Origin of the sequence: Cesiribacter sp. SM1 (genome assembly GCF_020178975.1) — a bacterium.
Classification (GTDB): Bacteria; Bacteroidota; Bacteroidia; order Cytophagales; family Cyclobacteriaceae; genus Cesiribacter.
In genome coordinates, this window is record NZ_JAHXBU010000091.1 from 293,233 (window position 1) to 315,054 (window position 21,822).

Annotated in this window: 16 protein-coding genes; 5 read left to right on the forward strand and 11 right to left on the reverse strand. The window is 47.0% G+C overall.

The features are described from left to right. Positions 1-58 precede the first annotated feature (58 nt). From KWJ01_RS19090 to KWJ01_RS19105, 4 genes are all read right to left on the reverse strand, one after another. Positions 59-1,675 (reverse strand): RagB/SusD family nutrient uptake outer membrane protein, encoded by a 1,617-nt coding sequence (locus KWJ01_RS19090; RefSeq protein WP_224998648.1) that lies wholly within the window; start codon positions 1,673-1,675, stop codon positions 59-61. 30 nt (positions 1,676-1,705) lie between these two features. Continuing rightward, positions 1,706-4,996 (reverse strand): TonB-dependent receptor, encoded by a 3,291-nt coding sequence (locus KWJ01_RS19095; RefSeq protein ID WP_224998649.1) that lies wholly within the window; start codon positions 4,994-4,996, stop codon positions 1,706-1,708. A 160-nt stretch (positions 4,997-5,156) separates the two neighbouring features. Beyond that, a complete protein-coding gene (locus KWJ01_RS19100) occupies positions 5,157-6,176 on the reverse strand; it encodes a FecR family protein (protein WP_224998650.1) in 1,020 nt (339 codons plus the stop codon). An 86-nt stretch (positions 6,177-6,262) separates the two neighbouring features. Further along, positions 6,263-6,856, reverse strand: a complete 594-nt coding sequence (locus KWJ01_RS19105) for an RNA polymerase sigma-70 factor (protein WP_224998651.1) — start codon at positions 6,854-6,856, stop codon at positions 6,263-6,265. 511 nt (positions 6,857-7,367) lie between these two features. On the opposite strand from KWJ01_RS19105, the gene KWJ01_RS19110 reads away from it, so the two are divergent. The 3 genes from KWJ01_RS19110 to KWJ01_RS19120 are packed head-to-tail and all read left to right on the forward strand — an operon-like array spanning position 7,368 to position 9,313. Continuing rightward, positions 7,368-7,535, forward strand: coding sequence for a hypothetical protein (locus tag KWJ01_RS19110; protein ID WP_224998653.1), 168 nt, complete (start codon positions 7,368-7,370; stop codon positions 7,533-7,535). A 19-nt stretch (positions 7,536-7,554) separates the two neighbouring features. Next, complete coding sequence (locus tag KWJ01_RS19115; protein WP_224998655.1) at positions 7,555-7,965, forward strand: hypothetical protein; 411 nt, start codon at positions 7,555-7,557, stop codon at positions 7,963-7,965. A 10-nt stretch (positions 7,966-7,975) separates the two neighbouring features. Further along, positions 7,976-9,313 (forward strand): carbohydrate-binding domain-containing protein, encoded by a 1,338-nt coding sequence (locus tag KWJ01_RS19120; protein ID WP_224998656.1) that lies wholly within the window; start codon positions 7,976-7,978, stop codon positions 9,311-9,313. 303 nt (positions 9,314-9,616) lie between these two features. Here KWJ01_RS19120 and KWJ01_RS19125 read toward each other — a convergent pair whose 3' ends face one another. After that, on the reverse strand, positions 9,617-10,717 hold the full coding sequence (locus tag KWJ01_RS19125) for a sensor histidine kinase (protein WP_224998657.1): 1,101 nt from the start codon (positions 10,715-10,717) through the stop codon (positions 9,617-9,619). A gap of 152 nt (positions 10,718-10,869) precedes the next feature. Next, a complete protein-coding gene (locus KWJ01_RS19130) occupies positions 10,870-11,076 on the reverse strand; it encodes a twin-arginine translocase TatA/TatE family subunit (protein WP_224998658.1) in 207 nt (68 codons plus the stop codon). A 467-nt stretch (positions 11,077-11,543) separates the two neighbouring features. On the opposite strand from KWJ01_RS19130, the gene KWJ01_RS19135 reads away from it, so the two are divergent. Continuing rightward, positions 11,544-13,760, forward strand: a complete 2,217-nt coding sequence (locus tag KWJ01_RS19135; RefSeq protein ID WP_224998659.1) for a S9 family peptidase — start codon at positions 11,544-11,546, stop codon at positions 13,758-13,760. Positions 13,761-14,092: 332 nt separating this feature from the next. Here KWJ01_RS19135 and KWJ01_RS19140 read toward each other — a convergent pair whose 3' ends face one another. From KWJ01_RS19140 to KWJ01_RS19150, 3 genes are all read right to left on the reverse strand, one after another. Further along, entirely contained in the window at positions 14,093-15,649 is a 1,557-nt protein-coding gene (locus KWJ01_RS19140; RefSeq protein ID WP_224998660.1) for a YdiU family protein, read from the reverse strand. A gap of 221 nt (positions 15,650-15,870) precedes the next feature. Next, on the reverse strand, positions 15,871-16,569 hold the full coding sequence (locus tag KWJ01_RS19145; RefSeq protein WP_224998661.1) for an alpha/beta fold hydrolase: 699 nt from the start codon (positions 16,567-16,569) through the stop codon (positions 15,871-15,873). Positions 16,570-16,579: 10 nt separating this feature from the next. Further along, entirely contained in the window at positions 16,580-18,082 is a 1,503-nt protein-coding gene (locus tag KWJ01_RS19150; RefSeq protein ID WP_224998662.1) for an NAD(P)/FAD-dependent oxidoreductase, read from the reverse strand. Between the two features lie 345 nt (positions 18,083-18,427). Between KWJ01_RS19150 and KWJ01_RS19155 the strand changes: the two genes are divergently transcribed. After that, on the forward strand, positions 18,428-19,669 hold the full coding sequence (locus KWJ01_RS19155) for a serine hydrolase (RefSeq protein ID WP_224998663.1): 1,242 nt from the start codon (positions 18,428-18,430) through the stop codon (positions 19,667-19,669). A gap of 147 nt (positions 19,670-19,816) precedes the next feature. Here the strand turns inward: KWJ01_RS19155 and KWJ01_RS19160 are convergent, their stop codons facing one another. Both KWJ01_RS19160 and KWJ01_RS19165 read right to left on the reverse strand, forming a co-directional pair. Further along, complete coding sequence (locus KWJ01_RS19160; protein WP_224998665.1) at positions 19,817-21,145, reverse strand: TolC family protein; 1,329 nt, start codon at positions 21,143-21,145, stop codon at positions 19,817-19,819. Further along, complete coding sequence (locus KWJ01_RS19165; protein ID WP_224998666.1) at positions 21,142-21,822, reverse strand: ABC transporter ATP-binding protein; 681 nt, start codon at positions 21,820-21,822, stop codon at positions 21,142-21,144. Before KWJ01_RS19165 ends, KWJ01_RS19160 begins: the two co-directional genes overlap by 4 nt.

Below are 21,822 nucleotides of genomic sequence, written 5' to 3' on the forward strand. Positions count from 1 at the left end.
TCTGGTAGCTGGTACTTTAGTCTTTAAGTTTAACTTTTAATTACTTGCCAAGCCAGTATTAATAACCCGGATTTTGCTCCAGTACGGCATCCTTATTCAGGTCGATTTCATTTTGTGGAATCGGCATCAACAGATGTGTCTGGGTCAGGCCTGTGATCGGATTTATAGGAGCATCATCATTCAGGCGGGTTGCTCTTTCTACCAGCGTTCCAGTGCGCATCAGCGTAAAACGGCGGTTTTCTTCGGCCAGCAACTCTCTTACCCGCTCATCCAGGATGAAGTCCAGTGTAATATCCCCTGCCTCTACAAGCGGTGCATGCGCCCGTTCCCGTAGTACATTGATGGTTTCAGCAGCCTCCTCGAGTTTACCCTGCTTGAACTCTGCCTCTGCCCGTAACAGATATGTCTCACCCAAACGCATCAGGATGTGATCTTTCCACATACCATAGCCAAATACATCCTGCGGATCGAAATGGCCCCATTTCGTGATATATGGGTTGATGATGAAAAGTGTATCCGGACCCTCATAAGGCACTTTCTGGCCGTACAGATCTGGATGGGCAGGATCGTTATACCAGAACTCCCTGCGTATGCTGTAGCGCGAGTTGCGCATATCACCTTCATCATAAAGATCGTACAGCACCCAGTTATTCAGCCTCATTCTGGCTATGCCTCTGCCACCGAGTGAATCAGCAGGAATCAGACCTTTTCTGTTATGGTAAGAGGCTTGCCAGTTACGGCGATGTTGTGGATTGTCCGTCATACCACCGGGAACATTTCTTGGGTTTTCGGCTTCCATTACCCAAATAGCTTCGGTATTGCCCTGGTTTCTGCGCTGGTTGCCATAGATAAACATATCAGAGAAAGGATCTCCGGGTTGATTAGCTTTTACGCCGTAGCGCTCGGTGATAAGGCTAAACTTGCCGCTGTTAATAATAACGTCCGTTTGGGCTTCGGCTTTAGCAGGCTCTCCAATGCGCAGGTACACCTCCGCCAGGAGTTGATTGGCCATGTATTTATTGGCTCTTGATTGCATCTTATCACCTAAGAGATCAGTCAAAATATCCACATCTGGTAGGTTTTCTGCGGCAAACAAAAGATCTTCCAGAATCTGTGCATTTACCTGCTCAAGGGGAGCGCGAACGAAATCTGTTTTGGGAGCGGTAAGCGGCTCAGTGATGAGGGGCACACCACCAAAAGCCGTGGCAAGTGTGTTGTAGGCTACCCCTCTAAAGAACCGGGCCTCTGCATTGATACGAGTTTTAACTTCATCTGAAATACCTGTAAGGGCAGGGTCTTCTATGTTCTTAACAATGATGTTGGCATTGTTAATCATCGTATAACTCCAGTTCCAGGTGTGGTCTGCAGCGCCATCGGTAGAGTTTAAGCGTCCATATTCAAAATAGGGGGCCTCCATACCCTGTGGCTGGGTGGGCCATACAATATCGGTTCCAACCTGCCATACCGATACCCATCCCTGTGCCCAGCTAACCGAATGGAATGTACTATAATGATTGTATAAGCCAATCAGTGAGGCTTCAAAGCCAGGAAGGTCAGTTAGTGTAGAGGGGGCATAGTCGCTTAGTACTTCTTCGTCCAAAAAACTATCATCACATGCAGCAAAGACCTGCAGGCTTAGGCACATGTAAAGGGCATATTTTATATACTTTTTCATAGGTATCTATATAATAATTGAGCGAGGGTATTAGAGCGTCAGGTTTAGGCCGAAAGAAATGGTTCTCACAAGGGGATAGTTGTTATTCCAGCCTTCTGAACCCCTTGATACCTGGTTACTTTCTGGATCCCAGCCAATCCAGTTGGTGAAGGTGTGCAGGTTTCTGCCAGTAGCGTAAACTGTTAAACCCTGCATGCTAAACCTATTTAGTAAAGAGGCCGGCACGGTATAGCTCAGGCGCACATCTTTGATTCTTAAGTAGCTGTTTTCCCTTGGAAAACCATAACCAATGGTATTTCTGTAGTCCAAAGAGGGCCATTCATTGCTTCTGTTTTCAGGTGTCCAATAGCCTACTGCAGCCGGTATATTTCTGCGGCCGGCTTCATCACCGTAGAAGATATCGGGATTACCCTTCAGAGATCCTTGTGAAGTTTGCAGGAATACACTTAGGTGAAAGTTACCATAATGGAGGGTATTGGTTAAGCCTCCATACCATTTGGGCAAGGTACTACCCAGGATCATCCGGTCTTCACTGTTAATTACCCCATCTTCATTCAGGTCCTGGAACTTTAAGTCACCAGGTTTTGCATTCAGGGTGGAAGGAATATCATCTCCATCCTGCCAAACACCCTGCCAGTTGTAGTCATAGATAATGCCTAAGGACTCACCTATAAACCAGCGATTGCCCACGTCATCCTGTCCGTCGCCATAGAGCTCCAGAATTTCATTTTTAAAGGAAGTGAAGTTCAGATTTGTTTCCCAGCGAAATTTGCCTGCGTCGATGTTAATGGTATTCAGCGTAAGCTCAATTCCTTTATTTTGCAGCTCACCCAGGTTATCCCAGACCACCGAATAGCCTGTGATATTCGGTATACTTCTTCTCAGCAGGATATCTTCTGTTCTGGATCTATACACTTCCAGCGTACCATTAATCCTGTTCCTGAGAAACCCAAAGTCAACCCCCAGGTTTGCCGTGGTAGTAGTTTCCCAGTTAAGGTTGGCATTTCCCATATTGTCGGCCAGTACTCCAATAAAACTCTCACCACCAAATGGGATTCTCACCGCTCTGGCTTTGGTAGCTGTTTGCGTGGGGTCAATGGCCTGGTTACCGGTCTGACCATAGGAAGCCCTTAGTTTCAGATCATTTACAAACCTGGAATTTGACAGGAAACCTTCATTGGCTATATTCCACCCAAGTGCTACTGAAGGGAACACCCCGTATTTATTGGTATTGACACCAAAAGCAGAATAGCCGTCCCTTCTTGCTGTTAACGTTAAAAGATAGCGGCTATCATAGGAGTAATTTATCCTTCCCATCTGAGAAAGCAGTGCAGTGCGGTCGCTATATGATGACACTGTCCCAGTTTGACCTGCACCAAGATCATAATAATCCAATTCATCATTCACAAATTGATTTGCAGTCGCTCCAGAAGAAAAGTAGTTGGATTTTTGGGCACTATAGAGTCCGGTAAAATCAATGCGGTGTTTACCAAACTCCCTGTTAAACATCAGGATGTTTTCGATTACCCAGTTCCGGGTTTCGTTATTATTTGCATAGCCTTCACCAGCCATATTATTTGCCGCCCTTCCAGTATAACCTGATTGCCGGCCAATCTCATAGGTAGTAGAAGCATTCATCCGATAAGTAAGCCCTTTAAGAAATCCTGGAGTTACTTCAGCATATGCATTAGCCGTTATAAGTTTTCTTCTGTCGAGCCGCTCTGTGGCCAGCCCAAGCAAAGGGTTTGCAAATAATAGTTCAGGGAACATAGGGTGGATCAGATAATTACCCTGTTCGTCATACACCTGACCATAGGGACTCATGGCAGTTGCATTTAGTAAATTTGCCCTGCCTCCGTCAGAATTATGATCAGCAAAGTATAGAGAGGTACCTGCTTTTAAAAAGCTGGTGAAAGTTGCATCCAGGTTAGATCGTACACTTGCCCGCTGAAACTGATAACCTTTCACCACACCATCCTGATTCAGGTAACCACCTGTTACATAATATTGCAGATTATCGGTACCACCGGAAATGCTTAGGTTGTGCTCAGTGATTTTGCCAGTCTGGGTGGCTGCATCAAGCCAGTCGGTGGTAAGGCCGGCATTATAATTATCTACCTCATAGGTATTGGGCAGTACCTGGGTTTGGGTAAGTCCTCTGGCAATCATATAGTCTTCGTACTTCTGTACATAAGATTCCGCAGAGGCCGGTTCCAGGATATTTGATAAACCCTCAACCCCATAATAGCCATTGTAGCTGATCCTGGGTTTGCCGGATTTCCCTCTTTTGGTAGTCACCAGCACTACACCATTCGAGCCCCTGGTGCCATAAATGGCTGTTGCTGAGGCATCTTTCAGGATCTCGATAGATTCAATGTCATTAGCATTGAGGTCGTTGATCTCGCCAAAGAAAGGCGTACCATCTACTACAATAAAAGGGGAGGTTCTGGCATTGATAGAGTTCAAGCCCCTGATCTGCATACCACCTGAGCTGCCGGGTACAGAGGATCCCTGGGTGATGTTAAGGCCTGCCGTGGTGCCCTGTATGGCCTGGGTCATGTCTGTTACCGGCAGGCTTGACAGTCTGTCTTTAGGTACAGAAGCTACCGAACCGGTGATGTCTGAGCGCTTTTGGGTACCATAACCAACCACTACCACCTCATCCAGCTGCTCCAGGTCGGGCTGTAGCTGCACATTGATGGTTTGCTGGCTACCTACCATCACTTCTTTGCTTACATAACCTACAAATGAATAAACCAAGATGGCCTCCGGTCCCGTTGCTTCAATTTTATACCTGCCATCCATATCTGTTACCGTACCTGTACCTGTGCTTTTCACCAAAATGTTTACACCGGGCAGGGTTTCACCGCTGGTGCCATCGGTTACTGTTCCACTCACGGTTACAGCCACCCTCCTTACTTCTATATCCTTAAGGGGCTCCAGCAGAAATGCCTGCCGCCGGGGCTTCAGGATGATATTAGTGCGGATTACATCGATGCTTATCTCGTTCTCGAAAATGTTGGTTAAAACATCCCTGATCTTTTGCTCCTTTGCCGCAATGGAAACTTCCTTATCTGCCTGGATCTCCTTTGGTATGTAAGTGAACTTTACATCGGCCTGATCTTCAATTGCATGAAGGATGCTTTTTATTTTTTCATTTCTGATGTCGAGAGTCACGGTACGTTCCAGCACTTCCTGGCCTCTTAGCTCATGCGCATGAACCAAAAAACTAGACGCGCTTAATGTTACAAGAAGTATCTGAATGATGCTCACCTTCATAAAGAATAGAAATATTTCTTGTAATGATTTGGGTTTATTCATAAGTTTATGAGTTGATTTTTAAAAAATTGACATAGGGATTCTTGTCTCGCATGAGCTGCGAGAAAAATGGCTGATGATGTTGCGAGCATCATCAGCTTTTCTTTTTTAAGAGATTGTGTATTAGTAGAGGCTTTTCTTCATAGGCATTTCTAATAGTATTTTATTTACAACCTTCGCTTTCAATCAGTATATAGGAATCTGTTTTTCTATAGGTAGCATTGATAGCAGTGCTAATAATATCCAGCCTTTCATAAAGGCCTTCGTCTGTAAATGAAGTTGTTAGCTGACAGCTGGAAAGCTTTTCCTTATCGTAGCTGATGGAAATTCCATAGCTTTTTTCAATAGCTTTCAGTATTTCCACTACAGAAGCGCCCTGGTATTCTACCATGCGCAGGGATAGATCTTCTGAAATTACTTTCGGGTTTGCAATCAGCCCCCGCTCCACTTTTTCTTTTGCGGTATTGATAACCACCTGCTGATTAGGTGTGAGAATGATTTCCTGCCCCGGGTTATCCTGCTTATCTGTTGCCTCGTGGGTGGATTTATAAACTGACACTTTCCCGGTTCTTACCACCACAGATACTTCCTCCTCTTCATCATACGCTTTAACCAGAAAGCTGGTACCCAGTACTCTTGTTGTTACCTCCTCTGTATACACATAAAAAGGCCTGCTGGCATCTTTTGTGATCCTGAAAAAGGCCTCGCCTTTCAGGTATACTTCGCGTTTGGAAGCACCAAACTTCTTTTGGTAAGAAATCTCGCTGTTGGGCTGAAGCTCTACTTCACTACCATCCTCCAGCACCAGCGTCTGTGGGTATTCCTTCCCGTTTGTATACTCGATTAAAGCATCAGTATCTGCATAATAGGCTGCACGGGGGTCCTGGTTCAGGAATAGGAAAAGGGCAGAGAAGGTAATCAACAAAATAATGGCTGCCGCTGCACTGTAATACCAGCCCCTGTTACGCCAATTGCTTTGATCTTTTACATCAGCTTCTGAAACCTTAGCCTGAATACTGTTCCAAATCCTTTTTTCGGTCTGTGCTTCCGACACCTCCTGCTGCTGACTTTGATCATCAGCAGATATTTTATTGTACCAGCTTACCACCAACTCTTCTTCTTCAGGCGTGCATTTACCCTGAAGGTACTTGTCCAGAAGAATTTGGAATTTGCTTGAATTCATGTTTTCGCTCATGTAATAGGTAAGACACTTAAAACGGAATGTACCCTAAAGCGAAAGTGAATTATTTTTTAAGAAACCATAAAAAATTAGTACAGCAAAAGAAGAATTAAATAGATAAAGTCTTTTAACTGCACCTTGAGCACCTTTAACGATTTGGTGACATGATATTCAATGGCTTTTTCAGATAGCTTCAGGCTTTTTGCAATCTCCTGTACCGACTTTCCTTCAAAACGGCTAAGCCGGAAAATAGTCTGCGATTTTTCAGGCAGTGCATTTACTGCATTTTCAAAGGCCTCATTTAAATCGTTGTATTGCACTACCTCTTCGGTAGAAGATTCGCTCCTGGGAATAAATGTTCTGTAAAAGTCCCAATAGGATTTGTGTACTACTTTAGAGCGTATAGCATTGATAACACGGTACCTGACTGCAGAAAACAGATAGTGAGAAAGGTTTGTGATGATTAAGGTATTTCTCTTTTCCCAAAGGGTAGTAAACAGCTCCTGCACTACCTCTTCTGCCTCCTCTGCAGACTGAAGCTTAGCAGCGGCAATGGCATACAGGCGTTTCCAGTATAACTTATATATCTGCTCAAAAGCTTCCATATCACCGGCTCTTAGGCCAGTAAGCAGACATTCCTCCTGGATGTCTTCGGCTGCTGTATGTTGAGGTAAGCTTTGCAAGTTATTTCATGCTGTACAAGACAATAATAAAAATTATAAACTTAACTCGCAATCGATTGCGCGAAAGAAATCACTACTTAAGCAGGATTCAGCTTTATTTATTGTAAAATCTACACTTTTTGAGTTATAGCCTGTTGTGTTGCAGTAACTTTTGTGTTCAAACATCCGATTTTCAGCTCCTTTTTTCTGCCCCAGCGCTGCTAAAAGCGCCCCTTATCAGTTGGTCGTCAGTTACTATAAATCTATAAGCTGCCGGGCTGACAAAACCCCATAGATATTCAATCCTACTGCTCTGCTGGAAGCTTAGTACTGCCTCAACCGCTTTATCGGTGAAAGCCGGGGGTTTGTCGGGTATAATCCCCCCTCCGGCCATATTTTTTTCAGGCCAGAAATTCTCGCCTTTACTTTACATCATCATCAGCAGCAAATGGCTGCATCATGAAAGTTAAAACAGAACAACAACATTACTGCATACTACCTGATGGAACGATACATAAACCACCCAAAGCATATGAAAACAGCAAGAGTTGAAGAATATACAGCACTGCTAACAAAGCTTAACGGAGTGCTTGCCAATACCATTGATCAGCTTCAGCATGAAGCTACACTTCTGGAAAACATGCTGGCAAAGAGCCGCAAAAGCTTCAGTTCGTCCATTTCTAAAGCAACTACTCTTTAAATCTATAAATTTAAAAAGCATGAGAAATCTCATAGAAAAAAATGCACGGGTGATCTACGACAAAGAGCTGGACTGCCTCTATGTACATTTGATTGGATTTATCTCTTACAATGACCTGGTAAGGGTGCTGCAATATGAATTTCAGATGGTCCAGTACTACAAACCTGATAAATGTGTGGTAGACCTGACTGCAATTAAAGTTTACCCATCAGGCGGCAAGGAGTATATTAAAGACGTGTGGTTTCCGCATATGGAAAGCAATGGCATGCAGTACGTTGCCTGTGTTGTTCCTGATAATCCTTTCGGAGAAGCCTCTATGCAAAAAGCCCATGAAAAAGCAGCGGAGCATAAAAAACTGGAAGTAAGGCATTTCAGGGATATCGCCAGTGCAAAAGCATGGGTAAGTTATTCAATGGCAGGCAACGTTTAACCATAAAGCAATGACTAAATCAAAATATCCCCTTTTAGCGCTGCTACTGCTGCTGGGTTTGTTTTATTCCTGTGAGGATTCAGGAGTTGATCCTGAACAGGATAGTACCGCTGAAACAAACGTTGAGGAATCGGATGATTATGCTTTCGATACAGACATCACATACATTGTTCTTGATGGAACAGCGGTATATGTTACCGGCAGCGGCGCAACAGCAGAGGGCACTGTTGCAACCATTACCACAGCTGGCACCTATAGTGTGAGCGGCAGCCTTACAAACGGACAGCTTATTATTGATGCGGCTGCTACTGATAAGGTAAAGGTAATGCTGAACGGGGCAAACATAGCAAATTCTTCCAATGCACCTTTATGGGTAAAAAGTGCAGCAAAAGTAGTTCTTTACCTGGCCCCTGAAACTGAAAATTCACTCACTGACGGAAGCGCAAACTCCCGGGAAGGAGCCTTGTACAGTGCCACAAAACTCTCCCTCTTTGGTACAGGAGCGCTTAGCGTTACCGCCAATGCAGATGGAGGCATGGTGAGTGCCGGAGGTATGATCATCAAGGAAGGCGTTTATACCGTATCCGCAGCAGGCTCTGCCATTAAAAGTGATAAAAACCTGGTGATTGATGGAGGCACCTTCACCCTCGCAGCCGGAAATGATGGCATCCATGGAGAAGAATCCCTAACCTTCAATGGCGGCGATATCCTGATCTCCAGATCTGAAGAAGGCGTGGAAAGTGCAGAGATCACCATCAACAGCGGTACCCGTATACAACTAACCGCTACAGATGATGGCCTCAACGCCTCTTCCGGCGACGATAGCTCCGAGAATCACTTCTACATGCGGGGTGGCTACCTGTATATTAATGCCGCCGGTGATGGAATCGACGCTAATGGCTACATTGAAATGACAGGGGGAATTGTTGTGGTAGACGGCCCCACCGCCAGTGGCAATGGGGCAATTGACTATGACAAGACCTTTACCATTTCCGGTGGGCTTCTGGTAGCGGTAGGCAGCTCCGGCATGGCACAGGCTCCAAGCCAGTCTTCAACACAAAATGTAGTTAAGGTTTCATTTGGCTCTGCTAAACAGGCCGGCCACCTTGTTCATGTGCAGGATAGCAATGGAAACGGATTACTGACTTTTAGTCCGGCTAAGAGCTACCAGTCCCTGCTCTTCTCCTCCCCTTCCCTGAGCACCGGTTCTGCTTACCAACTGTACCTGGGAGGAGGCGCCAGTGGCACAGCCACCAATGGCCTGTTTGAGGATGCTGCCTACACAGCAGGCACGCTGAGCAACAGTTTTACCATTAGTGGCTCCGTTACAACCCTCAATGCCAACTAAACGGCTGCTACTTAACTTGCCTCTGTGGCTTTAGCTGGTAACTCCGGCAGTTTCTGAACGCCCCTGCCGGAGTTACCAGCTCATTATACAACTTATCGGGACATTTCTGCCATTCACAGATACTCTCCTAAAATGGCGCAATTTCAGTACCCTGGCCTCCGTCATAAGCTAAATCATATCTAAACTTTTAACTTATGAGTGACTTGTCCTGAAACAGGCTGATTTTGTGTCAACTTATTTCATGACAAGTCAATGTTTTATCTACTTTGCTTTCAGAGGCTTATGGCAAGCTGCCGTTACTGCTTAAACATTTATGGTAAGGGTAACGGTAAAGTATCCCCCTGTGCTGTCGATGCTTAACGTATGGCTGTGGGGGTACATATGCGCCAGGCGCTGTTTGGTATTGCTCAGGCCCACGCCTGTACTAATTACCGGGCGGGGTGTTTCAAACAACCTGTTCCGGGTGTAAAAGCTTATTTGGTTCTCCTCTGCCTGAAGCCTGATCATGATATCAACATTTTCATGGTTGCTGATGCCATACTTGAAAGTATTCTCCACAAAAGTCATCAGGATCATGGGTGGAATGGTTTTATTGCTGAGGTTGCCACTTTCGGAATAATGGAGCGTTACCCGCTTGCTGAGGCGCAGGCGCTGCAGATCTACATAGTCCCGGATGCAGGCAGCCTCACTTTCCAGGGGTACCAGGTTATGCGTTACCTCATCTGTTACATACCGCATAATGTTGGACAGCTTCAGGATGGAATCTGCCGTATGCTCACTCCCGATAACGGCCAGTGAGTAAATATTATTGAGGGTATTGAAGAGGAAATGTGGGTTAATCTGTGCCTTCAGGAATGAAAGCTCTGCATTTACCTTGTCTCGCTCGGCCTGTAAGGCCCGCTTTTCGGTAATACGCAAACGCTGGTTAGTTTGCAGGGCAATGCCCAGGGAAACAATCATCAGGAAGAGAAACGAAGAAACAACATCGAAGTGCGGACCCCGGCGCTCGCGAAACGCTGGTGGCATACGTCCCTCCTGCCCTATTTCACGGAAAGGAGGCCCCGGCATGCCTTCTACCCGCTCGCGAAACTCATTGTTGGATTGGCGCTGAACGATGAACCTGTCGAAAGGACGCAAAAAAGCAAAACCGGCAAACAGCAGTAAAATGGCGGCTACGTACAGGAAATACTTTTTTTTGACATACAGCTGCGGGTAAATCCAGAACACATGCACATAAAACAGCGCAATGTACGAAAGGTTAAATATCCAGAAGTTGGCACTGTAGAGCAGGCTGGCAATACTCTGGCTGCCGGGCAGCTGTGTTAGAAACAAGATGGGCAGGCTAAGCACAATCAGCCAGCCCACCACATGTGATAGTATTGTAGTTCCTTTTAAGGCACGCATCGGTAAACAACATCTCTCCTTTTAACTTCAATCCTGCAGGTGCTGCTGTCATCGAGCGGTTGAAAAAGCAAACAGCTACCGGCATTACACCAGTTCTGGCATAGAGAAAAGCGCAGGATGGCAACATGCCTGCGCTTTCCCGGCAGGGTCTGCTATTCTTTCAGAGTGGCGCTGTCACGGGCGCTGTCTATCTCTTCCCTGATTTCCTTTGTTGCATCCTTAAACTCCCGCATGCCTCTTCCCAAACCTCTGGCAAGTTCCGGAATACGCTTGGCGCCAAAGAATATCACCACAATAAATAAAATCAGCGCAATTTCAGAAGTTCCCAGTCCTCCGATAAATGCCAGTGTAGTTATCATAGCTGTGTTTGTTACAATTTGAATTCGGGCTGCAAGTTACACAAGCTGCAGCATCTATGCTGTAAGGTGGGGATAAATAGATTGAATGTATCGGCAAAAATTTCAAGAAACCTGATGTACAGCACATTCTCCTGATTTACCTCATACAAATCCACTGCTGCATGCCAGTGTTGAGTTTACCCTGTGGCAGCAGGCAAAAATGGAACAGGCAGCGCTAAGTAATAACGCTTTAATTATGGTGCTGGAGCTGAAAAAGTCATCTTAAAAAGGCAATTACATGCCTGTAAATATACATTTTAATATATTATTTAGCATTTTTTACATGAATCTGATGATTCAACATTGTTCTGTAACTATCTTGCGACAGAGTTGTGTTGAGGATTTAAGATTCTACCCCTTTTTTATAGAGGAAACAGGCCTGAAAATTGGCCTTTGGTAGAGGTCTGATGTATACTAAAGATAGCTAAATGATAGACAACCCTTTAACTAAAGCCAAGGTAGTAGCACCACTATTGTTTTGGTCTGAAGAAAGCGGGCTTAAGAATAGAACTATTTCTAAAATGCGGGCGGAGCTGAATGCCCCTGCCGCAAAAAAAAGCACCACCCTCCTCCAGATGCACGGCCACAGCAGGCAGGATGATTATTTCTGGTTAAGAAACAGAGAAGACCATGAGGTAATTTCCTATTTGGAGGCAGAAAACACCTACCTGGAAAATGTAATGGCACCCCTCAAAAGGTTAAGAGAGGGCCTCTACCAGGAAATGAAGGGCTTCATCAGGGAAGATGAGGAGTCGGTACCCTATAAACTTGATCAGTACTATTACTACACCCGCTTTGAGCAGGGTGGAGAGTACCCCCTGCACTGCCGCAGAAAAGGCTCTATGGAAGCGCCTGAAGAAGTAATAGTGAATGGCAATGCCCTGGCCAGGGGCAAGGCTTTCTGCTTTTTTACCGTGGCAGTAAGCCCCGACCACAGCCTTGCAGCCATTTTAGAAGACAGCGTTGGCAGACGTTTCTACAACATCAGGTTTAAAGATGTGGCCAGCGGACGCTTGTTGCCAGACCTTATTAAAGCCACTACCAGAAACCTGGTGTGGGCCAATGATAATAAAACAGTTTACTACGTACGCCAGGACCCGCAGACCTTAAGAAGCTGCAGGGTATATAAACATGTGCTTGGCACGCCAGCCAGTAAAGATGAGCTGGTGTTTGAAGAAAAAGACAGCACCTTTAGCTGCCGGCTGAGCAAAACGAAATCAGGCGAATACATTATTATAAAATCATACAGTACCCACAGCAGCGAGAGCCGGGTACTGAGGGCCGGTAATCCCGAGACCGGTTTCCTGCTTGTTCAGGCCAGGGAGAAAGATCACCTGTATTCGGTAGAGCATCATAACGATAAGTTTTACATACTTACCAACCTGGATGCCATCAATTTTAAGCTTGTAGAAGCCCCTCTTGCCAGCCCTGGAAAATCTAACTGGCAGGATGTGCTCCCTCACCGAAGGGATGTACTGCTGGAGGGTATTGCTGTTTTCAAGAACTACCTGGTGGTTGAGGAACGCAGGGAAGGTTTAAGCAACATACGCATCATTAGCTGGAAAAAAGACAGGCAGGAACAGCTCCTCTCTTTCAATGAGCCAACCTATGCAGTGTACCTTGCGGAAAACCATGACTTTAACTCAGATGTGCTGCGCTTTGACTATTCTTCCCTGACCATACCAAACTCTACCTATGCCTACGACATGGACAGCAGGCAGAAGAAGCTCCTGAAAAGGCAGGTGGTACCGCATTTTGAGGCCGGAAATTACAGATCGGAGCGCATAATGGTTACTGCCCGTGATGGGGTAAAGGTGCCGGTATCCCTGGTGTATCATAAAGATACCCCCAGAAATGGAACAGCTCCCTGCCTGCAATATGCCTACGGCAGCTACGGCAGGTCTATCAGACCTTATTTTAACCCCAGCCGCTTAAGCCTGCTGAACAGAGGGTTTGTGTTTGCCATTGCCCATGTGCGTGGCGGACAGGAAATGGGACGCCAGTGGTATGAGGATGGGAAACTGCTCAAGAAGAAAAATACCTTCCATGACTTTATTGCCTGCTCAGAGTACCTGATCAAAAGGGGGTATGCTGCAAAAGACAAACTATTTGCCATGGGTGGCAGCGCCGGTGGTATGCTCATGAGTGTTGTTGCAAACATGCGTCCCGATCTGTACAAGGGGATTATTGCTGCCGTACCTTTTGTAGATGCCGTTACCACCATGCTTGACGAAAGCATTCCGCTAACCACCAGCGAATACTACGAATGGGGCAATCCCGGCTTAAAGGAATTTTATGATTGTATCCTGAGCTACAGTCCTTATGATAACATCAAAGATCAGGATTACCCGAATATACTGGTAACTGCAGGTTTGCACGACAGCCAGGTACAGTACTGGGAGCCTGCCAAATATGTAGCAAAGCTAAGGGCAAAGAAAACCGATGATAATGTACTCCTGCTGCACACCAATATGACGGCAGGCCATGAAGGTGCTACAGGCCGTTTTGAATCTTTGAAGGAGATAGCCATGGGCTATGCTTTTTTGCTGGATTTAGCCGGTAAGGCAGAAGCAGTTCAACACATGAACCGGAATAAAATCAATGTTCCCGGCTATTCAACTGCCTTTCAATTTGCTGGTTCTTAGAACATGTCTTCACTTCAGTGTCAGATCAGTCAGCCTTACAGGGTGTCCTTTCTTTGACTAATCTGAACTTTTCCAAATCCCTGAACATCAGTGATGATAGCAAAACGGCCTTAGAAAATATACTAAGGCCGTTTTCTATTATAAAATATCTGTATTTGCGAACGTAGCGCAGCAAACTGGTTTATGCATGCTTATACTCCGGATTGCTTCGCTGCGCTCGCAAACAAGAACAGTAGTTAGCTTTACTGCCCTGAACTTTTATACCTGGCAGTTTTAGTTTACAGTCTCATAAAATAGGGAATGAATTACCCTTATAAATGCATCCTGTGTAATTACGAGCTGCACGACAGCTGGGAGCATCCGGCTTTCTGCGTTGCCCATTCCGGCCTTTTGGCGAAGAATTCGTCTCCCTTACCGGAGTAAGGCTCTTTCATGGCTGCCTCCAGCTTATTAAACAGGCTACTATCGCCCTCTTCCAAACCTTCTATCGCCTGGTGCAGCAGGTAGTTTCTTAAAATAAAGCGCGGATTGCTCTTCTTCATTCGTGCCCTGCTCTCTTCGCGACTGCTGGTATTTGCTCTTACCCGCTCTACCCACTTTTGCATCAGGCTGTACAATGCCTGTCGCTGGGGCTGGTCAGGATCTTCATAAAAGCTTTCGCTAAAGTGGTTTACCACCTGCTCCTCTCCTTCCAGCTCCAGCGGAAGATCGATAAGCAACTGGTAAAAGATGGTCATGTCGGGTTTCAGGAGGATGAGGGTCTGCTCCCACTGAGTTATCAGCGCTGCATCTTCCTGCGCTACCCTGTCGAGCCCCAGCTTGCCGGCCATCATGGCAAAAAACTTTTCAGATATCAGCTTTTCATATTCTTTCAGTGCAGCTATCAAGCCATCGGTAGATTCAAAGATAGGTGCAATGGCATTTGCCAGGCAGCCTAGGTTCCAGTAGGCTATACCCGCCTGCTGGCCAAAAGCGTACCTTCTGCCCGGCAGGTCGGTGGTATTGGGTGTGAACTGGGGGTCGTAGTCATCCAGGAAAGAATAAGGACCGTAGTCGATGGTAAGGCCAAGGATTGACATATTGTCGGTATTCATAACGCCATGTACAAACCCAACCCTTAGCCATTCCACTATCATGCTGGCCGTACGCTCAATCACCTCTCTGTACCATAAGATGAGCTTATCTTCTCCTGTTATATGAGGATAGTACCTGCTGATGGTCCAGTCCACCAGCTGCCGCAGGTGCTCATATTCTTTACGGGCAGCCAGGATTTCAAAATTACCGAAGCGGATAAAGCTTGGGGCTACGCGCATAACGATAGCGCCGGGCTCAAACTCCGGATTTCCATTGTAGAACATATCACGCAGCACCTTATCGCCGGTAGAAACAAGACTAAGGGCCCTGGTGGTGGGCACACCCAGGTAGTGCATGGCTTCGCTCATCATGTATTCACGTACAGAGGACCGTAGCACGGCTCTGCCATCGGCCCGGCGGGAATAAGGGGTAAGGCCGGCGCCCTTTAGCTGCAGCTCCCAGCTTTTGCCCTCTTCCGTCTGCCATTCTCCCAGCGTAATGGCCCTGCCATCGCCCAGTTGCCCTGCCCAGTGGCCAAACTGGTGGCCGCCATAGCATGCTGCATAAGACTGCATGCTAGGGGCAAGCCTGTTCCCGGCCAGGATTTCCACATCCTCTTTGTTTGGTTTTTCTATACCCAGCTCTGCAGCAAGCTCTTCAGACCAGGCCAACAGCCGGGGGTTGCTTACTGCCGTTGGTGCGGCCCTGCTGTAAAGTACCCCCGGAGTTTGCCGGGGCTGCAGATCTCCACTCTCATCACCTTTGAAGTTATGTACAAATTCGTTCTTATATGCTTTGTTGCTTAATCGTTCCATGTGCTATCAGTTAAAAAATCTGCCCTGCTATTTACAACACCTGTGAGCCAGGCAAATAGCTGGTTACCTTATACAGGTTTGTACGGGAATAAAAGGTCAACATATGAAAATAAGGCAAAATTCGGTTTTTCTAAGAAGTGAAAGCAGCAGCAGCCCAGGGATGGCAACGCCAGCAGTAAGCCAGAAGTATAAGTAATGGATTGCAGCCCCTGCTGGCGGGTTTATGGTTTACCTTTTGCGTGCTGGTTTTTTGCCTGCTGTTCTTCTAAAAACTTCACAATTGGTGAGTATACCTCTTCAGGATAGGTCCACAGGCTGAAATGATCACCCGGCACCTCTACCGCATACTGATCGGGAAAAAGGATGATAGAATCTTCCCGGGCATGAATTCTTAAATCAGGCTGCACTTTGAGCTTCACGTAGCCAGGATTAAAAATAAGCCTCATCTGGTTGATAACCTTGTAGCTGTCTTCCCTGCTTAGTCTTTTAAATACTGAGTTGAAGATACCAGCAGAAGGTTTGTTCCGGTATTTTTTCCACACAATGTAATGCCGCACCAGAGGATTAAAGTAGAGCCCTCTCTTTACAAAGCTGTAGATTAAGTGACGGTTCTGAACCGGGCTTACCACCCTGTCCATATCTGTCCAGGAGGCAATCTGCACAATCGGGCAGTTAACCAGATGTTTGATATAGTAAGCTACCCAGCCTCCTGTTGAATGGCCTATTACCACATCGTGGCTGGTAATGCCATACTGCTCCACCAGTTCTTCTGCAAAAAGCAGTGGGTTAAGCTCCGGCCTGGGCTCTTTGCCCAATAGCTCCCAATAATCTAAAAAGACCTTTTCCCCTGGCAGGTGGTCCTGTATGCTGCTAAAAATAGATGGATCTTCTCCAAATCCGGGAATAAACAATAATCGCATTTATAGATCTTTAAAGCTTTACATCAATTTTTTCATCTTCCTGCATCTTTTGCCGAACCTGCCGGTAAGCCATTGGGTTAAAAACTTCGGTTTCTTTCCGGAAACTGGAGGCCAGCCGCGGATACAGTACCGTATTTTTTCCCCTCTTGTTCTGGTACCAGCTTTTGCAGCCCGAGCTCCAGACAGTACCCTTAAACTGCTGCTGTAACCAACTGTTGTAAGCCTGCTGCTCCTCTTCCAGCACATCCAGGTAGCTTCCTTCGCCCAGCCTCTCCAGCTGTGCGAGGTACTGCATGAGATAGTTCATCTGCGATTCCATGATGTGTACCACAGAGTTATGGCCCAGCCCCGTATTAGGTCCCAAAAAGTAAGCAAAATTAGGATAACCCGCGATGGTGGTGCCCAGGTAAGCTTCGGCACCCGTATCACTCCATTCCTGCACCAGCTCGCGGCCATCGAGGCCAATTATTTTTGTATATAAATTGATGTCTGCAGCAACAAAGCCGGTACAAAAAATAACGGCATCCAGTTGGTGCTCTTTCCCGTCTGCCGTTACAATACCCCTTTCGGTAAAGCACTCTATGCTTTCGATTACCAGGTTTACGTTTTCACGATTAAAGGTTGGATAGTAATCGTCGGAGCGAAGGATTCTCTTACAACCAATGGTATAATCGGGGGTTAGCTTTCTGCGTATGCGGGGGTCCTTTACCTCTTTTTGCAGTTTTAACAGCGAGATACGCTCCAGGAGCTTATTCATGTTTTTATTCCCAACAAACCCCAGCCCAAACAGCTCATTTAACCAGAAAATAGCATTCCTTTTTATTTGCAGCAAGAAGGGAAAATGCCTGTATAGTTGCCTGCCGAAAGCGCCGATTTTATAGTCAAACCTGTGGGTAACCCAGGCGGGCGTTCGCTGCAGTACCGTAAGCGCTGCAACCTGGGGCGCTATGCTGGGCACTATCTGAATGGCGCTGGCCCCTGTGCCAATTACGGCTACTCTTTTTCCTTTCAGGCTGTACCCTGTATCCCATTGGGCAGAGTGGAAACATTTCCCCTGAAAATGCCCGAGCCCTGAAAAATTTGGAATATGGGGGCGATTCAGGGGTCCGGGCCCCATCAGCAGCAAAGCAACAGTTGTGGTATTGCCCTGCCTGTCGGTTACCGCCCAGCATGCCTGAGCTTCCATAAACCTGGCCTCCACAATATCTGAGTTGTAGCGAATGTGCTTCTTCAGCCCGTTGCGGAGGGCAACATCTTTCAGGTAAGCCAGAATTTCAGGCTGCCGCCCATACTGCCTGCTCCAGTTGGGGTTTGGTTCATCAGCAAAACTATAAAGCGGTGAGGCAATATCGCAGGCGCAGCCCGGGTATACATTATCGCGCCAGGTGCCGCCCAACTCAGCTGCTCTTTCAAAAACAACAAAGGAGTCTCTGCCGCTTTTTTTTAACTGCAATGCTGCAACAAGTCCTGCAAAGCCTGCTCCTACTATGCCAACGCTATAATCTGCTTTCATTTCAATCTGGTACTGGCACCCATGCATCAACTTTAACCATCATGGATAGGCAATGATGATCAACTAAACTGTATATGAATAACTTCTGACACCTGAAATGTTATAAAAGCCCTGCTCTTTCACCCAGCATAAAAAACAGATGCTGCAATACAATCCCTGAACTGTAAGCACAGCATACCATAGGCCTGCTGTGCAGCTCTTACCCAAGGATATTCCTGACATGGCAGCGATTAACTTAATAAATATCCTATTTTTCAGAAAGTAGGTTTTTTAACAGATTTAAGCTAAAATACTGAAGATGATCGTTTAACTTTAAAGCCTGTTTTCAGACTTGTATTTTCAACAATGACCCTTCTTCAAAGAATACAAAATATATTACTAAACGGCATCACTGTATCTGTTATAGGTTTATCCCTGATCTCATGTCAGGACGAAAAAAAAGAAAAGCTGGTGAGCAGCGTAATACCTCAGGAGCAGGAGATCAGGGAGCAGGTGTTTATACCGGCTCATTATACCGAGGCCAGTGCCCGCCTGCTGGGTAGCCAGCTCGATTCAGTTTTTACGCAATTACATAAAAAAAAGGGCTTCAACGGCACGGTGCTGGTTACCAAATACGACCAGGTTGTGTACAAAGGTGCTTTCGGCTATTCAGATTTTCGCAGTAAAGACACCCTAAATACGGAAACAGCTTTTCAGCTGGCTTCGGTGTCCAAACAATTCACGGCGATGGCCATCATGATGCTGAAAGAGCAGGGCAAGCTGGGCTACGATGACACTCTGCAGCAGTATATTCCCAACTTTCCCTACCAAGGTATTACCATCAGGCAGTTGCTCACCCACCGCTCCGGCCTTTCTAACTATACCTATTTCAGCGACAAACTATGGTCAGACCGCAAGCAGCCCATGGCCAATGAAGACGTGCTGAAGCTGATGGAGACGCACCAGCCGGAAGTTTACCACCAGCCCAACACCCACTTCGATTACAGCAATACAGGATATGCACTGCTGGCCTCTGTAGTGGAAAAAGCTTCCGGGATGCCCTTTGCTGCCTTTATGCAAAAAAACATATTTGAGCCACTGCAGATGACGCACACCTTCACCTACAACGACTCTATTGCACAAAGGGAAAATGTTGCTACCGGCCACACCGGCGGCAAAAGAAAAAGAACCCCGGATTATTTAGATACTGTACTGGGCGATAAAGGCATGTATTCTACAGTAGAAGACCTTTACAAATGGGACCAGGCACTCTATACCGAAAAGCTGGTGAAAAAAGAAACCCTGGAAGAGGCTTTTACGGGATCACGCGTAAGGAAGAAGCTAAAGGAAGATTATGGCTTTGGCTGGCGCATTAAAGCTGTAGACAGCGGCGATACCGTGGTATACCATGCCGGCCTGTGGCACGGCTACACCACCTACCTGCTGCGCAATCCAAAAGATCACAGCGCCCTTATTGTACTCAGCAATGTGCCCAATGGCAGCCTGAAGTATTTAAAGGAACTGCAGCATTTTCTGTACCCGGCCCAGCCCGTAATGACTGCCGAAAACAAAAACAAAGAGATCAAAGCAGCCAGGGCCCGCCTGTAGTAACTTGCCATAAGTTTGTTAGAACAGAAGGCCTGCCCTGTATCTCTACAGAACAGGCCTTCTGTTATTCGCCTTTTAACAGCCTGGCAGGGTTAACGCGAGCTAATTTAATGATGTGGTAGCAGACAAATTTTCCATCAATCAAAATCATCTCCCCCTGTAAAACTCAAGGATTTTCATGCGCAGGAGGTAATCGTATTTTGCTGTAATGAGGCTGATGCCTGACCTGTCGAGGTTGTTCTTGGCAATCAGGTAATCTACCGGGGTGCCTACCCCTGAATTAAAGCGGATCTCTGCTGCCCTGAAGGCTTCCTGGAAGGCTGCCACCTGCTCCTGCAGAATCTGGTAGCGCTCCCGTGCATTGCTCATGTTCAGGTGCGCCTGCTCAATATCGAGCCTAAGCTGGGTCCTGGTGGTTTCTTCTGCCAGATCGGCATCCTGGAGGTCCAGCTTAGCCAGCTTTAACCTGTAGTGGGTGTTTAAACCGTTAAGAATCGGAATCCGCAAGGTAAGGCCAACATTGGTGAAGAGGTTGTTCCGCAGCTGTGCATCGTAATAGATCCGCTCGCCATTGATGGTGGCCGCACTGGAGTAATTGCTGTTGAGGTTGCCATTCAGGAGCAGGGTAGGGTAAAACAATCCACGGCTGGCCCTTATGCCGGCTGCAGCGCTTTGGGTACGCAGATTAGCCGCTTTTACCAGCGCAAGCTGGTCTATGGCCATGGTATAGGTCTCCTGCGGGTTGCCCACCTCATCTTCCAGCACCAGTTCTTCCAGGGGCAGGCGCTCCAGCTCAACAGCACCGTTGTAAGGTACATTCATCAGCTGCGCCAGGGCGAGCTTTGCACTCTGCAGCATATTCCTGTTGTTGGCCAGTGCAAGCTCCTCCAGCTTTAGCTGCCCGGTTAACTCGGCAATCTCCGGCGGATTGATAGCTCCTTTTTCATGCAACACCTGCAGCCTTTCCAGCTGCTGCTCTGTTACGGCAACCTGCCTGGTGGCTACCGCTACCTGGTCTTCGTTACTAAGCACCTGCAGGTAGGCCAGCATAATGCTTAGGCTAAGGTTATCGCGCGCCTGCTGCAGCTCCAGCTCGGCGGCACTGTGTGCATAATTCGTTTGCCTGATGGTGTTTTGCTGTACCAGTCCGCTAAAGAGTACCAGGCTGGCCCCTGCAGCGTAAGTGGCATATTTAACCTCCTGGTTCACATAGGCATTGGTGAAAGGATCGATGCTTCTGCCCTGGTTAAGGCCATGGTTCACGCTGGCGTTCACTTCGGGCAGCAGGTTTGCTTTTGCCTGCGAGTAATTTACCCGCGCTGCCTCTGCCCTAACGCTGCTCTGCCTCACCCCGATGTTATTCCGAAGGCCTGTTTCTATTGCCTCCTGCAGGGATAGGCTGTTGCCGGCAGTTTGTGCCAGCAGTATGCCATGGGTGGATAACAGCAGTAGTAATAAATTCAGGATACGGTTCATAGCGGCACGTGTTGATGTTGTATCTGGCCATCGAGCAGGTGAATGGTGCGGTGGCCGTAGGCTGCATTTTTTTCTGAATGGGTCGCCTGCAGAATGGTAACGCCATCTTCCCTGTTCAGCTGCTGGAATAGCTGCATAATCTCATCGCCCTGGGCAGAGTTAAGGTTGCCGGTTGGTTCATCGGCCAGAATTAGCTTGGGCTTGGCTATGAGTGCCCGCACAATGCCCACGAGCTGCTGCTGTCCGCCGGAGAGCTGGTTCGGGAACAGGTCTTTTTTGCCCACAATGCTAAAGCGGTCCAGCATATCGGCCACCATCGATCTTCTTTCAGATGATTTTACGCCCTGGTACAGCAGCGGGGCCTCGATGTTCTCGTACACCGTGAGCTCATCAATAAGGTGGTACGATTGGAATACAAAGCCAATGTACTGCTTATAGAGCTCTTTACGCTGCCTTTCCTTCATGGCAAAAACAGACTGATCCAGGAAGAGGTATTCGCCTTCCGAAGGCTCATCCAGCATGCCGATAATGTTCAGCAGGGTAGATTTGCCGGAGCCGGAAGGCCCCATGAGAGATATAAATGCACCTTCCTCAATGTTTAGGTTGATGTCTTTCAGTACAAAGTTCCGGTTGATACCACTCTGGTACCATTTGTAAATGCCGTTTAGCTTGATCAT